The organism is uncultured Microbacterium sp. (genome assembly GCF_947489255.1).
In the GTDB taxonomy this organism is placed as follows: Bacteria; Actinomycetota; Actinomycetes; order Actinomycetales; family Microbacteriaceae; genus Microbacterium; species Microbacterium phycohabitans.
The window spans coordinates 103,334-117,919 of sequence record NZ_CANLCY010000005.1 but is presented as its reverse complement, the minus strand read 5'-3'; the positions used below and the strand labels follow the sequence as shown (position 1 = coordinate 117,919).

The window sequence follows — 14,586 nt, the reverse complement described above, 5'->3', positions numbered from 1 at the left end:
GTCTTGGACACTCGGCGAACAGCATCGCGCCGACCTCGAAACCCGACGACTGAGATGAACGGAAGACCATGACCAGCTCCACCGCCGCCGACCTCGTCGCGCGCAGCAATCGCCTCGGTTCCGACCCCAAGGTCACGAACTACGCCGGCGGCAACACCTCTGCCAAGGGCACCGACATCGATCCCGTCACCGGCGAGCCGGTGGAACTGCTGTGGGTCAAGGGATCCGGGGGCGACCTGGGCACCCTGACCGAGAAGGGGCTCGCGGTGCTGCGGCTGGACCGCATGCGCGCCCTCGTCGACGTCTACCCGGGCATCGAGCGGGAGGACGAGATGGTCGCCGCGTTCGACTACTGCCTGCACGGCAAGGGCGGGGCTGCCCCCTCGATCGACACCGCGATGCACGGACTCGTGGATGCCGCGCACGTCGACCACCTGCACCCCGATGCCGGGATCGCGATCGCCACCGCCGCCGACGGCGAGGAGCTGACGGCGAAGATCTTCGGCGACAAGGTGGTGTGGGTGCCGTGGCGTCGTCCCGGGTTCCAGCTGGGTCTGGACATCGCGGCGATCAAGGCGGCGAACCCGCAGGCGATCGGCACGATCCTCGGCGGTCACGGCATCACCGCGTGGGGTGACACGTCGGAGGAGGCTGAGCAGAACAGCCTGTGGATGATCGACACGGCACAGGCGTACATCGACGAGCGCGGTGCGGCCGAGCCGTTCGGCGGGGTCCGCGACGGGTTCGCGGCGCTGCCCGAGGCGGAACGCCGGGCCAAGGCCGCGGCCCTCGCCCCGACGATCCGCGGTCTCGCCTCGACCGACAAGCCGATGGTCGGTCACTTCACCGACGCCGACGTGGTGCTGGACTTCCTGGCATCCGAGAAGGCGCCCGCCCTCGCCGCGCTCGGCACGAGCTGCCCCGACCACTTCCTGCGCACCAAGGTCAAGCCGCTGATCCTCGACCTGCCCGCCGACGCCGCGGTCGAGGCCGCGATCGCGCGCCTGCAGGAGCTGCACGCGGAGTACCGCGCCGATTACCAGGCCTATTACGACGCTCACGCCGACGCCGACAGCCCCGCGATCCGCGGAGCCGACCCGCTCATCGTGCTCGTGCCCGGGGTGGGCATGTTCTCGTACGGCGCGAACAAGCAGACCGCCCGGGTGGCGGGGGAGTTCTACGTCAACGCCATCAACGTCATGCGCGGCGCCGAGGCCCTCTCCACCTACGCCCCGATCTCGGATGCCGAGAAGTTCCGCATCGAGTACTGGGCACTGGAGGAGGCGAAGCTCCAGCGGATGCCGAAGCCCAAGACGCACCAGGGACGCATCGCGTTCGTCACGGGTGCGGCATCCGGAATCGGCAAGGCCATCGCGACCCGCCTCGCCGCGGAAGGTGCGTGCGTCGTCGTCGCCGACCTCGACCTCGCCAAGGCGCAGGCCGTCGCCGCCGAGCTCGGCTCCACCGACGTCGCGATCGGCGTCGCCGCCAACGTCGCGGAGGCTGCGGGCGTGCAGGCCGCGATCGACGCCACCGTCCTCGCCTTCGGCGGCATCGACCTCGTCGTCAACAACGCCGGACTCTCGCTGTCGAAGCCGCTGCTGGAGACCACCGAGAAGGACTGGGACCTGCAGCACGACGTCATGGCCAAGGGGTCGTTCCTCGTCTCGAAGGCCGCGGCCAAGGCTCTCATCGAGCAGAAGATGGGCGGAGACGTCATCTACATCTCGTCGAAGAACTCCGTGTTCGCCGGTCCCAACAACATCGCCTACTCCGCGACGAAGGCCGACCAGGCGCACCAGGTGCGCCTCCTCGCCGTCGAGCTGGGCGAGCACGGCGTGCGGGTCAACGGCATCAACCCCGACGGCGTCGTGCGCGGCTCGGGCATCTTCGCCGCCGGCTGGGGCGCGAACCGCGCCGCGACCTACGGTGTCGACGAGAAGGACCTCGGCCAGTTTTACGCCAACCGCACGATCCTCAAGCGCGAGGTCGTGCCCGAGAACGTCGCCGACGCGGTCTACGTGCTCACCGGGCCCGAGCTCTCGCGCACGACGGGTCTGCATGTGCCCGTCGACTCGGGCGTCGCGGCGGCGTTCCTGCGATGAGTGCCGGCGAGCCGGTCGGGGCGGTGCCGGGCACCGTCCGGGCCGTCGCCGCCGTCGACCTCGGCGCGACGAGCGGTCGCGTGATGATCGGGCGGGTCGGTGACGGCGTGCTCGAGCTCGAGCAGGTCGCGCGCTTCCCGAACGGTCCGGTGCAGCGCGCCGACGGGTGGCACTGGGACATCGAGGCCCTCTGGGGCCACGTGCGCGACGGGCTCGCCGAGGCCCGACGGCGGGAACCGGCGATCGAGAGCGTGGGCATCGATTCGTGGGCGGTGGACTACGGTCTGCTCGGCCCCGACGGCCTGCTCGCCGAGCCCTTCCACTACCGCGACGAGCGGACCGCCCGCGGGGTGGATGCCGTGCATGCGGTCGTTCCGTTCGACGAGCTGCACCGGCGCAACGGTCTGCAATTCCTCCCGTTCAACACGCTCTACCAGTACGCCGCCGATCCGCGTGTCGTCGAGGCCGAGGCGAGCCTGCTGATCCCCGACCTCCTCGCCGAGCGGCTCACCGGCCGTCGCGTCGCCGAGCGCACGAACGCGTCGACGACGGGTCTGCTCGACGTGCGCACGAGGGAGTGGGATCACTCCCTCGCCGAGGCGCTCGGCATCCCCTCGCGCGTTCTCCCGACGCTGGTGGATCCGGGCGAGACGATCGGGCGCGTCGCCGACGAGCACGGCGACCTGCCCGTGATCGCGGTCGGATCGCACGACACGGCGTCGGCCGTCGTCGCGGTGCCGCTGTCGACGCCGAACGCCGCCTACATCTCGTGCGGGACGTGGGGGCTCGTCGGTCTGGAACTCCCCGCCCCGATCGTGACGGATGCCGCCCGCGCGGCGAACTTCACGAACGAGGGCGGGGTCGACGGGCGCGTGCGATTCCTGCACAACGTCACCGGACTGTGGTTGTTGAGCGAGACGGTGCGGGCGTGGTCCGAGGGCGATGGCGAGGCGGTCGACCTGCCGTCGCTCCTCGCCGCGGCGGCCGAGGAGCCGGCGCCCGCGCGTCTGTTCGACGCCGACGACGGCGCTCTCGCCAGCCCCGGCGACATGCCCGCCCGCATCGCCGCCCTGCTCGGGATGCCGTCGCCCGGCGCCGCCGATCGCGCGCGCTTCGCCCGGATCATCGTCGAGAGCATCGCCGACGCCTTCGCCCGCACCGTCCGCACCGCCGGTGACCTGGCCGATCGGGAGATCGACGTCATCCATCTCGTCGGCGGTGGTGCGCTCAACGCCCTGCTGTGTCAGGCGACCGCCGACCGGAGCGGATTGCCGGTGCTGGCCGGGCCCATCGAGGCGACCGCGCTGGGCAACGTGCTCGTCCAGGCACGTGCGCTCGGGTGCTTCGGCGACGGCGTCTCGCTCGAAGACCTGCGTCGGCGCGTCGCCGAGGCCTTTCCCCCGCGGCGGTTCGACCCCCGCACCTGAGCCCCCTTCTCGCTCGTGAGGGCGGGGCGTACTATGTGGTCAGACCACACGAAAGAGAGATCTCTATGGTTCAGCGTCAGCTGCCCAAGGTCGGCGAGCTCCTCGAGCTCATGCAGTTCAAGAAGCCCGAGCTCGACGCGCGCAAGCGTCGCCTCGACGCCGCGCTGACCATCGCCGACCTCCGCACGATCGCGAAGCGCCGCACCCCGAAGGCGGCGTTCGACTACACCGACGGCGCCGCCGAGGGCGAGCTGTCGCTCGACCGTGCCCGTCGCGCGTTCGAAGACGTGGAGTTCCACCCCGACATCCTGCGGCCCGCGGCGAACGTCGACACCTCGTGCGAGATCCTCGGCGGCCCCTCCGCCCTGCCCTTCGGCATCGCGCCCACCGGCTTCACGCGTCTCATGCAGACCGAGGGCGAGACCGCGGGGGCCTCCGCGGCGGCGGCCGCCGGCATCCCGTTCACGCTGTCGACTCTCGGCACCACCTCCATCGAGGGTGTCAAGGCGGCAAACCCCGTGGGGCGCAACTGGTTCCAGCTGTACGTCATGAAGGACCGCAGCATCTCGTACGGCCTGGTCGAGCGCGCGGCCAAGGCCGGGTTCGACACCCTGCAGTTCACCGTCGACACTCCCATCGCCGGCGCCCGCCTGCGCGACAAGCGCAACGGCTTCTCGATCCCGCCGCAGCTGACGGTCGGAACGATCGTCAACGCGATCCCGCGCCCGTGGTGGTGGATCGACTTCCTCACCACCCCCAAGCTCGAGTTCGCCTCGCTCAGCACCACCGGCGGCACCGTCGGCGAGCTGCTGAACGCCGCGATGGACCCGACCATCAGCTACGACGACCTCGACGTCATCCGCGGCATGTGGCCGGGCAAGATCGTCGTCAAGGGCGTGCAGAACGTCGCCGACGCCGCACGCCTGGTCGACCTCGGGGTCGACGGCATCGTGCTCTCCAACCACGGCGGCCGCCAGCTCGACCGTGCACCCATCCCGTTCCATCTGCTGCCGAAGGTCGTGCGCGAGGTCGGCAAGGACGCCACCGTCATGGTCGACACCGGCATCATGAACGGCGCCGACATCGTGGCATCCATCGCCCTCGGCGCGAAGTTCACCCTCATCGGCCGCGCCTACCTCTACGGCCTCATGGCCGGTGGACGTCAGGGCGTCGACCGCACCATCGCGATCCTGCGCAGCGAGATCGAGCGCACCATGACCCTGCTCGGCGTCTCGTCGCTCGACGAGCTCGAGCCCCGCCACGTCACCCAGCTCACTCGGTTGGTGCCGGTGGCCGACCAGGCGGTCGACGCGCGGGTGTGACTCTCGATGCGCCGTCGCCCCGGATGCGCCCGTGCGCTGGGGTGGCGGCCTCGTGGACGACGGTCGCGCTAGGTGGAAAGTACTTGCCAAAATGGAAAGTACGTGGGATGGTCGAAGAGTCGAAAGGATCCATCCCATGGACGTTCCCCCCACTGTCACCGCGGCGGACGCGCGCTCGCTGCTCCACCGCGCCGAGCGTCTCAGTCGGTCCGCGCACGACGCGACGCGCTGGCCGTACATCACCTTCATCGTGGCCCTCGGCGTCGCCACGTCGATGGGCACCTTCGCCATGGCCCTCGCGACCGGCGACGCCTTCGGGCTCGCCTACGTCGGAACCCTGGCCGTGATGTTCGCGCTGATCCTCTTCTTCGTCATCAGCATCCAGGGGCGCTCCGCGTTCGCCCGCAGTCGCCGGTGGACCGTCTACATCGCGAGCTGGTTCGCCTCGTATGCGGTGGCGTTGTCGGTCGTCATCTGGGCTCACGGATCGGTGGTGCTGGCGGGCGCGGCATCGGGTCTCGTCCTGGTCGTCGCGTTCTTCTGCGCGGCGCGTGAGGCGCGATCGTGACCACCGCCGCCCCGCACCCGCGCCACCGCCTCGACGATCTGCTGCAGAACTCCGTGCGATTCTCGATCCTGGCGGCGCTGGACCGCGCGACGACCTTGAGCTTCAAAGAAGTGCGGGATGCCGTCGAGATCACGGACTCGGCGCTGAGCAAGCAGGTCTCGGCCCTCGAGGCGGCGGGATACCTGTCGGTGGGGAAGTCGTTCGCGGGCAAGATGCCGCGCACCTCCTTGACCATGACGAAGGAGGGGCGCGCGGCGTGGCGACGTCACCTCGCGACCCTGCGCGAGATCGCCGGCATCCCGGAGTGACGGCGGGCGCCCGCGCCCGGCTCGCCACGGCTCGCCGTCGGCGGAGGGGACTTCGCGGGATCCGTCAGGCCCGCGCGTCGACGCTCTCCTCCGGCTCTTCGCGGCGCTGCGCGCCCGAACCGAGAGTCGCCGTCGAGGCGAGTCCGAGCACGAGGAAGCCCGCCGCGGTGAACGCGGCCGCGCGGGTGCCGTCGCTGAACGCGGCCCGCGCGTTGATCGCGAGGTCCTGCGTCTCGGGCGAGGCGGCCAGGCCCGCAATCGCCGCCCCCGCGCTGTCGACCACCTGCGACACGACCTGGTCGCGCTGGGCGGCCGGGATGCCGCGATCGTCGAGGGTGGATGCCAGCACCCCCGCCGTGGTCGAGAACAGCACGGTGCCGAGCACCGCGACGCCGAGGGCCGCGCCGAGCTGCCGCGAGGTCGACTGCGTGCCCGACGCCTGCCCGCTGGCGGACGGCGGCACCTCCGCGAGGACGACGCCCGTCAGCTGCGCGGTGGCGAGTCCGACGCCGACCCCGTAGACGAAGAGGAAGGGGACGAGCGGTCCCCACGCGGCATCCGGTCCGATCGTGAACGCCACTCCCGCGACGCCGATGATCTCCGCCAGCAGGCCGCCGCGGACGATCCAGACGGGGGCGACGCGGCCGCTCAGCGCACCGGCGATGCCGCTGGCCACGAACGAGCCGACGGCGAGCGAGAGCAGCAGCAGGCCCGTCTGCAGGGCGTCGAACCCGACGACGAACTGCAGCCAGAGCGGCAGGGCGAGGATGATGCCGAACTCGCCGAGCGAGACGACCGCGGCCGCGATGTTGCCGTTGCGGAACGAGGCGATGCGGAACAGGCCGAAGGCGAGCAGGGTCGACTCCCCGCGACGCTGGCGGCGCACGCCCCACGCGATGAAGGCGACCAGGGCGACGAGGGCCACGGCGAACGCCAGGGGGACCGGAGACAGTCCGAACGACCAGGTCCAGTCGCCGATCGTCGGAGCGGTGTCGAGCGTCCACCAGCCGTAGGTGCGCCCCTCGATGAGCCCGAAGACGAGCGGGGCCATGGTCAGCACCGACAGCAGCGCGCCGACGCCGTCGATGCGTTCGACGCGGTCGCTGCGCGACTCGGCGACGGTGAACAGCACGCCGACGACGATGACGAGCCCGAGCGGGATGTTGATGCCGAACGCCCACCGCCACGAGAATGCCGTCGTGAGCCATCCGCCCAGCAGCGGACCGACGGCCGCCATGCCGCCGATCGTGGAGCCCCACACGGCGAACGCGATGCCCCGTTCGCGGCCGCGGAAGGTGGCGTTGATGATCGACAGCGTCGTGGGCAGGATCATCGCCCCGCCCACGCCCTGGACGAGCCGGGCCAGGATCAGCAGGCCACCGGTCGGCGCGAGGGCGGCCGCGATCGAGGCGGCGCCGAAGATGACGACGCCCAGGAGCATCAGTCGGCGCCGCCCGAAGCGGTCGGCGAGACTGCCGAAGACCAGCAGCAGTGAGGCGAAGACGAGGGTGTAGGCCTCCTGGACCCACTGCACCTCGGTCGAGGAGATCTTCAGCTCCTCCACGATCGAGGGCACGGCGACGTTGACGATCGTCGAGTCGACGATGATCAGCGAGACGGCGATGCTGATGAAGACGAGGCCCGCCCAGCGGCGCCCAGCCATGTTTCCGGTCATGTAGCTAGATTATCTAGCTAGATTATCGAGGGAAAGGGCTTGCGAGCATCCGCCGACTCGCTCTCGCGAAGACCTCCGGCATCCCGTCGGTCGCGCGCCGTCGTACGGTGGGGCTGATCGAACGTCAGGCGCCGTGCCGCGGCCGCGAGGCGATCCGCGCGGGGCGCTCGCTGGACGGGAGCGCGATGGGCGTCGTCCCCGCGATCTCGTCGCTGAAGTCCTCCGGCTCGGGCGCCACGGTCGTGATCGGCCGTGTCTCGTCGATGGTGAGCCGGAACCGCTTCGTCTCGTGGCGGTGAACGCGCCCCGAGGCGAGGGTCCAGGTGATCCCGATGGCGCACGCGATGAGGGCGACGGCGGCGGCGAGGGCGATCGCCACGCGGGGTCCGAACTCGGCGGCCACGGCACCGACGATGGGGGCGCCGACGGGGGTGCCGCCGAGCAGGATCGCCATGTAGAGCGCGAGCACGCGTCCGCGCAGGGCGGGATCGGTGGTGGTCTGCACGTAGCCGTTGGCCGTGGTGAGGGTGGTCACGACGCAGAACCCGGTGAGGACGAGGGTCGCCGCGTAGGTCTCGTACGAGGGGGCGAGCACCGAGAGGAGGGATGCCACGGCGAAGCCGCCCGCGCCGAGGATCACCACGCGCATGCGGGCGCGCTCCCGGCGTGCCGCCAGCAGTGCCCCGGAGAGCGAGCCGATTGCGACGAACGAACTGAGCAGGCCGAAGCCGTCGGCGCCCCGGCCGAATTCCAGAGCCATCGTCGAGGCGAAGATCGGGAAGTTCATGCCGAACGCCCCGAGCAGGAAGACCATGACGAAGATCACCACGAGATCGGGACGGCCGGCGACGTAGCGGAACCCGTCGGCGAGGCGAGCGGGTCCGCCGCGTCGGTGGTGCGTCACGAGCTCGTGCGGGCGCATAATCAGCAGGGCCGAGATCATCGCGAGGAACGTGAACGCGTTGACCAGGAACACCCAGCCGGTGCCGATCGCGACGATCATCACCCCCGCGACGGCGGGACCGATCAGTCGTGCCGTATTGAACGACGCGGCGTTCAGCGCGACGGCGTTCGAGGCGTTCTCCTGCGCGACGACGTCGGAGACGAACGCCTGGCGAGCCGGGTTGTCGAAGGCGGTGACGATGCCGAGCGCGAGCGCGAACGCGAACATCAGCGGGAGCGTCATGACCCCGGTCAGCAACAGGATGCCGAGGGTGACGGCGAGCAGCAGCAGTGCCGTCTGCGTGCACATGATGAGCTTGCGGCGGTCGAACCGGTCGGCCACCCATCCCGTCACCCCCACCAGCAGCAGGGGCGGGGCGAACTGCAGCGCCATGGTGACGCCCATGGCGGCGGCATCGTTGTCGGTGAGCTGCGTGAGCACGACCCAGTTCTGGGCCGTCGCCTGCATCCAGGCTCCGATGTTGGAGACGAGGGCACCGATGAACCAGACGCGGTAGTTGAAGATCGACAGCGACCGGAACATCGACGAGCTCACCTGTCGGCCACCTTCCTCATGATCACCGCGGCACGGGCCAGCGTGTCGCGTTCCTCGGCGGAGAGCTCGGCGAGGGCCTCCTCCACGAAGGCGTCACGGCGTCGGACGGTCTCGTCGACGATCGTGCGCCCGAAGTCGGTGAGGTCGATCGTCACGCGGCGACGATCGACCTCGTCGGGGATGCGGCTGATGTAGCCCGCCTCCTCGAGTAACGACACCGTCCGATTCATCGACGGGGCGGTGACGCGCTCGCGGTCGGCCAGCTGGCCGAGCGTGTGCGCACCATGCACCGTGAGGGCGGCGAGGACGGCGAACTGCCCGTCGCTCATGGTGTCGACGGCCCGCTGCGCCCGGAGGCGACGGGCCAGACGGAACGTGGCCATGCGCAGCTCGGAGGCCGCGGCGCTGAAGTCATGACTCAGGTCGGGAAGGGGGGATTCGTCGACGCGATCATTCATGTTCCTGACCATCAGCGTAGCTCATTAGGCTTGCTAACGGAATGGATGCCGCGCTTCGCGGCCCGAACCCTGCCGGTGCCGGCCGCGCGGCCCGCGCCGCCCCCTACACTCGCCCCATGCCCGAGTTCGTCGATGCCCACGGCATCTCCATCGTCTACGACGTTCATGAAGCGAGCGAGCCGCGGGCCGTCGTGCAGCTGCTGCACGGGGTCGGCGAGCACGCCGGTCGCTACGGTGCGCTCATCGACGCCCTGGTCGCCGACGGGTACACGGTCTACGCCGACGATCACCGCGGCCACGGGCGCACCGGTCTGCGGCAGTGGGGCGGCGATCATCGCCGTCTCGGCCGGCTCGGACCGGGAGGTCACGGGGCCGCTCTCGACGCGGTCTGGACCTTCACGCAGCTCATCCGCGAGGAGCACCCCGATCTGCCGCTGGTGCTGCTCGGCCATTCGTGGGGCTCCTTCCTCGCGCAGATGCTGCTGGATCGGCATCCCGACGCCTATGACGCCGTCGTGCTGAGCGGCTCCGCCCTCCGCTGGCCGGGGGCGTTGAACGCCGGCGACCTCAATGCTCCGTGGAAGCACCAGCGCGGATCGGGGATGGAGTGGCTCTCGAGCGACGAGCAGGTGGGGCGCGACTTCGTCGCCGATCCCCTCACCACCTCGGAGCCCCTCATGAAGCTCTTCGGGCCGATCGAGGCGGCCAAGCTCTTCGGCCGCCCGCGCCGCGATCTCGGCCGCGATGTGCCGATCCTCCTCATGGTCGGTCGCGACGACACGGTGGGGGGTCCGCGCAGCGTCCACCGGCTGGCGGACGCCTACCGCGAGCGATCGGGGCTCACCGACGTGACGACGCTCGTCTATCCGGGTGCCCGGCACGAGATCTTCGCGGAGGCGCAGCAGGCCGAGGTGCGGGCCGATCTGCTCGCATGGCTCGATCACCGGATGCCGACCCGCGCCTGACCCTCGCACGCAGGACCCTGAGCCTGTCGAAGGGTCCGGGCCACGCGGCGTCCGGTGGCTTCGACGAGCTCAGCCACCTGGCTACTCGAGGACCCTGAGCCTGTCGAAGGGGCCGGTCTCTCCGCAGCCGTCCCTCAGCCCGCGGCATCCGTCGCCCGCGCCGCCACCGTCCGCAGCGACCGCAGCACGCGCCGGACCGCCGCGTAGGCGAGGGCGTCGGGGCGGGCGAGGGCGTCGACGTGGCGCACGAGGGGCAGGTCGACGAGCGGGCGCAGAACCAGCCCCGCCCCGGCGAGCGGCAGGGTCGTCGTCCGGGGGAGGACCGCGATCGCCGCTCCCGCGCGCACGACCTCGGCGGTGACCGAGAACTCGTTGATGCGGTGGGCGATGTCGAGCGGTCTGCCGACGTGCGCCGCGAGGTGATCGAGGACGCCCGCCAGGGGGAAGCCGGGATGCACCGACACCCACCGCTCGTGCGCGACATCGATCGCGCGCAGCCTCTCCCGCCGGGCCAGCGGGTGGGTCGCGGGCAGGGCGATGTCGAGCGCCTCGGTCAGCAGTGGTGTCGCCACCACCCGATCGACGGGCCAGGGGGCGTCGTGAGCGAGGCGGTGCGCGATCACGAGGTCGTGGTCGGCGGTGAGCCCCGGGAAGTCGCGATGCGCCACGTCGGCGTCGGCGAGATGGAGGGGAGGGATGCCGTCCAGCTCGCGCAGCAGCGGACCGAACAGCGCGAGCCCCGCACTGTGGAAGGCCGATACCCGCACCGGTCGCTCATCGCTCTCGAGGAAGGCGCCGACCGCCTCACGCGCGGAGGTGAGCGCCTCATCGACGCGTGTTCCGGCGGCGGCGAGCGCCTCTCCCGCCGCGGTGAGGACCAGGGTCCGCCCGCGGCGTACGGTCAGCGGCACGGGAACCCGGGCCTGGAGATGCGCGAGCTGCTGCGACACCGCCGATGCCGAGACGTGCTGCGCCGCGGCGACGGCGGCCACGCTGCCGCGGTCGCCGAGCTCGCGCAGCAGACGGAGGTGAGCGGCATCCATAAGTACGAACTTACGGGATTGTGAAGCAGGAGGTCGTTGTTCTTCCGGGTGCCACCGTCGAGGCTGGGCGCATGACCCGCCGCCCGCCCGAGATCGTCGTCGACGTGCTCCTCATCGCCGTGGCGGCGGTGTGGGGCGCGAGCTTCCTCGCCGCGAAGGAGCTCGCCGCCGAGGTCGGCGTCGCCCCGGCCGTCGCCCTCCGCTTCCTCGTCGCGGCCGCAGCCCTGGGGGTGGTCTGCGTCGCGCGACGGGAACGGATGCCGCGCGGCCGCGGCCTCGCGATCGCCGCGGTGCTGGGCTGCTCGCAGGCGGCGGTGATCGGCCTCGAGACCTGGGGGGTGCACCTCACCTCCGCGACCAATGCGGGTCTGCTCATCAGCCTCGCCCTCGTGTTCACCCCGGTGCTCGAGAGCCTCGCGGCGCGGTCATGGCTCCCTCGGTCGTACTTCGTCGCCGCCGTGGCGGCCGTGGTCGGAGTGGCCCTGCTCGTCTCCGGCGGAGGACTCCGTATGCCGACCCTCGGCGATGCCCTCGTCATCGCGGCCGCCGTGGTGCGCGCCGTCCACGTCACCGCGAGCGCCCGGCTCACGCGCGGACGGGGCGACAGCACCCTCGCGGTCGTGCTCGTGCAGCTGACGGTGTGCGCGATGGCCTCGTCGGCGGTGGCCGGGGCCGACCTCCCCCGCGCGGTGGGCCGGCTCACGGTATCCGGGTGGGGAAGCGTGCTGTTCCTGGGGCTTTTGTGCTCCGTGTTCGCGTTCGTCGTGCAGTTGTGGGCCGTACGCCGCACCTCGGCGACGCGGGCGAGCATCCTGATGGGCACCGAACCGGTGTGGGCGCTCGCCGTGGGCGTGGTCGTCGGCGGGGAAGCGGTGGGGGTCCCCGGGCTCGCCGGAGCCGCGCTCATCGTCGCCGCGTCGTACGCGGGCCAGGCCATCGAGCGGCGTCACCGTCGCGCGCGCGCCGCGGCGCTCGCGCCCCACGCCTCGGTCGCCGAAACCGCACGGCGCTGACATCTCGCCTCGGTGAGCCGTGCGCCGCCGCAGCGCCCGCACTGCCGCACCGCCCGCGCTGTCGCCCCGTCGCGCCGCGCCGCCGCGCACCTGACCTCGGGACCCGCCCCGTCCCGGCCGCGGCGCCGCCGCCGTAGGCTGGAACCATGCACGGCGAGTACAAGGTCCCGGGGGGCAAGCTGGTCGTCGTCGACCTCGAGGAGCGCGAGGGTCGCATCCACGGCTTCCACCTCGCGGGCGACTTCTTCCTCGAGCCCGACGACGCCCTCGACGACATCGACGCGGCCGTCAACGGCCTGCCGGTGGAGTCCGACGTCCCCACGATCGCCGCGGCGATCCGCGCCGCCCTGCCCGAGGGGGCGCAGCTGCTCGGTTTCACGCCCGAGTCCGTCGCGACCGCGATCCGTCGCGCGCTCGTGACCGCCCCCGGCTGGGCCGACTTCGAGTGGGAGGTCGTGCACGACCTCCCGGTCTCGCCGCGCATGAACCTCGCGCTCGACGAGGTGCTCACCGCCCGCGTGGGCGCGGGGCTGCGCAAGCCCACGCTGCGCCTGTGGGAGTGGAACGAGAACGCCGTCGTCATCGGCTCGTTCCAGTCGCTGCGCAACGAGGTCGACCCCGAGGGCGCCGAGAAGCACGGCTTCGACGTCGTGCGCCGCATCTCGGGCGGCGGCGCGATGCTCATGGCCGCGAACTCGATCGTCACCTATTCGCTCTACGTCCCGGCATCCCTCGTCGCGGGCATGACCTTCGCCGACTCCTACGCCTTCCTCGACGACTGGGTGCTGCAGGCGCTGCGCTCGCTCGGCATTGACGCGGTGTACCAGCCGCTCAACGACATCGCCGGCCCCCACGGCAAGATCGGCGGAGCAGCCCAGAAGCGCCTCGCCAACGGCGGGGTCCTCCACCACGCCACCCTCAGCTACGACATGGACGGTCAGGTGCTCACCGAGGTGCTGCGCATCGGCCGCGAAAAGCTCAGCGACAAGGGCACGGTCTCCGCCGCCAAGCGCGTCGATCCGCTGCGCAGCCAGACGGGCCTCGCGCGCGACCAGGTCATCGACCGCTTCATCCAGACCTTCACCACCCTGTACGGGGCGACCGAGGGGCACATCTCCGACGAGGAGTACGCCGAGGCCGAGGCCCTGGTCGAGACGAAGTTCGCCACCGACGCGTGGCTGCAGCGCGTCCCGTGAGTGTCGAGGTCCCGCCCGACGCCCCCGCCCCCGGCCGCGTCGAGATCCACCACGCCGACAACCTCTCCGTGACCCCGCGCTACCCCGACGGGTCGTTCGCCCTCGTCTACCTCGACCCTCCGTTCAACACCGGGCGCACCCGGTCGAAAGCGGTCGAGTCGGCGACGTGGACGCCGGCCGCCGATGAGCCCGAGGATGCCGAGACCCCGGATGCCGCCGGGCCCTCGGCCGCGGCATCCGTCGACGATCCGAACATGCTGACGTTCCCCGAAGAGGAGCCGCCGCCGCCCCCGGTGGTGCAGCGCGGTTTCCACGGTCGCGAATACGCGCGCCTTCGTGGCGACCTGCGCACCTACGACGACCGCTTCGACGATTACTGGGGCTTCCTCGAGCCGCGGCTGATCGAGGCCTGGCGCCTGCTCGCCGACGACGGCACGCTTTACCTGCACCTCGACTATCGCGAAGTGCACTACGCCAAGGTCATGTGCGACGCGCTCTTCGGCCGCGACCACTTCTTGAACGAGCTCATCTGGGCCTACGACTACGGCGCGAAGACCAAGCGCCGCTGGCCCACGAAGCACGAGACGATCCTCGTGTACGTGAAGAATCCGGCGCGGTACTTCTTCGACTCGGATGCCGTCGATCGCGAGCCCTATATGGCCCCGGGCCTGGTGACCGCCGAGAAGGCCGCGCGCGGAAAGATGCCCACCGACGTCTGGTGGCACACGATCGTGCCGACCACGGGGCGCGAGAAGACGGGCTACCCGACGCAGAAGCCCGAGGGCGTGCTGCGGCGGATGGTGCAGGCCTCGAGCCGTCCGGGCGACCGGGTGCTCGACATGTTCGCCGGCAGCGGCACGCTCGGCGCGGTCGCCGCGCCGCTGGGCCGCGACGCGGTGCTCATCGACGACAACGCCGATGCGGTCGCGGTGATGCACAAGCGGCTGGAGCCGTTCGCGGGCTGAGGCGACGCCGGGTTCGCCGATCGGTGGGGCGGGGTGCCGTCGT

The 14,586-nt window shown here is 71.3% G+C and carries 13 protein-coding genes; 9 read left to right on the top strand and 4 right to left on the bottom strand.

Features of this window, described 5'->3' with window-relative positions:
• Positions 1 to 68 precede the first annotated feature (68 nt).
• From Q0818_RS13905 to Q0818_RS13885, 5 genes are all read left to right on the top strand, one after another.
• Positions 69 to 2,105: a bifunctional aldolase/short-chain dehydrogenase gene (locus Q0818_RS13905; protein WP_298876064.1), complete on the top strand. Its 2,037-nt coding sequence runs from the start codon at positions 69 to 71 to the stop codon at positions 2,103 to 2,105.
• A complete protein-coding gene (locus Q0818_RS13900; RefSeq protein WP_298876060.1) occupies positions 2,102 to 3,532 on the top strand; it encodes a rhamnulokinase family protein in 1,431 nt (476 codons plus the stop codon). Before Q0818_RS13905 ends, Q0818_RS13900 begins: the two co-directional genes overlap by 4 nt.
• Positions 3,533 to 3,597: 65 nt before the next feature.
• Entirely contained in the window at positions 3,598 to 4,854 is a 1,257-nt protein-coding gene (locus tag Q0818_RS13895) for an alpha-hydroxy acid oxidase (RefSeq protein ID WP_298876057.1), read from the top strand.
• Positions 4,855 to 4,990: 136 nt separating this feature from the next.
• Positions 4,991 to 5,422 carry a chemotaxis protein CheY gene (locus tag Q0818_RS13890; RefSeq protein WP_298876054.1) on the top strand — a complete coding sequence of 144 codons (432 nt, stop codon included), beginning with the start codon at positions 4,991 to 4,993 and terminating at the stop codon, positions 5,420 to 5,422.
• Positions 5,419 to 5,730 (top strand): transcriptional regulator, encoded by a 312-nt coding sequence (locus tag Q0818_RS13885; protein ID WP_298876051.1) that lies wholly within the window; start codon positions 5,419 to 5,421, stop codon positions 5,728 to 5,730. The genes Q0818_RS13890 and Q0818_RS13885 overlap by 4 nt, the downstream gene beginning before the upstream one ends.
• Before the next feature lie 64 nt (positions 5,731 to 5,794).
• Here Q0818_RS13885 and Q0818_RS13880 read toward each other — a convergent pair whose 3' ends face one another.
• From Q0818_RS13880 to Q0818_RS13870, 3 genes are all read right to left on the bottom strand, one after another.
• A complete protein-coding gene (locus Q0818_RS13880) occupies positions 5,795 to 7,405 on the bottom strand; it encodes a DHA2 family efflux MFS transporter permease subunit (protein ID WP_298876048.1) in 1,611 nt (536 codons plus the stop codon).
• 124 nt (positions 7,406 to 7,529) lie between these two features.
• Positions 7,530 to 8,891, bottom strand: a complete 1,362-nt coding sequence (locus Q0818_RS13875; protein WP_298877090.1) for an MFS transporter — start codon at positions 8,889 to 8,891, stop codon at positions 7,530 to 7,532.
• 8 nt (positions 8,892 to 8,899) lie between these two features.
• Complete coding sequence (locus Q0818_RS13870) at positions 8,900 to 9,361, bottom strand: MarR family transcriptional regulator (RefSeq protein WP_298876045.1); 462 nt, start codon at positions 9,359 to 9,361, stop codon at positions 8,900 to 8,902.
• Positions 9,362 to 9,477: 116 nt separating this feature from the next.
• Here Q0818_RS13870 and Q0818_RS13865 point away from each other — a divergent pair, with 116 nt between their 5' ends.
• Positions 9,478 to 10,326 (top strand): alpha/beta fold hydrolase, encoded by an 849-nt coding sequence (locus tag Q0818_RS13865; RefSeq protein WP_298876043.1) that lies wholly within the window; start codon positions 9,478 to 9,480, stop codon positions 10,324 to 10,326.
• Positions 10,327 to 10,460: 134 nt separating this feature from the next.
• Here Q0818_RS13865 and Q0818_RS13860 read toward each other — a convergent pair whose 3' ends face one another.
• Positions 10,461 to 11,369, bottom strand: coding sequence for a LysR family transcriptional regulator (locus Q0818_RS13860; protein ID WP_298876041.1), 909 nt, complete (start codon positions 11,367 to 11,369; stop codon positions 10,461 to 10,463).
• 71 nt (positions 11,370 to 11,440) lie between these two features.
• On the opposite strand from Q0818_RS13860, the gene Q0818_RS13855 reads away from it, so the two are divergent.
• From Q0818_RS13855 to Q0818_RS13845, 3 genes are all read left to right on the top strand, one after another.
• Entirely contained in the window at positions 11,441 to 12,382 is a 942-nt protein-coding gene (locus Q0818_RS13855; RefSeq protein ID WP_298876038.1) for a DMT family transporter, read from the top strand.
• Positions 12,383 to 12,528: 146 nt separating this feature from the next.
• Complete coding sequence (locus tag Q0818_RS13850; RefSeq protein ID WP_298876035.1) at positions 12,529 to 13,578, top strand: biotin/lipoate A/B protein ligase family protein; 1,050 nt, start codon at positions 12,529 to 12,531, stop codon at positions 13,576 to 13,578.
• Complete coding sequence (locus tag Q0818_RS13845; protein ID WP_298876032.1) at positions 13,575 to 14,543, top strand: site-specific DNA-methyltransferase; 969 nt, start codon at positions 13,575 to 13,577, stop codon at positions 14,541 to 14,543. Before Q0818_RS13850 ends, Q0818_RS13845 begins: the two co-directional genes overlap by 4 nt.
• Positions 14,544 to 14,586: the final 43 nt, after the last annotated feature.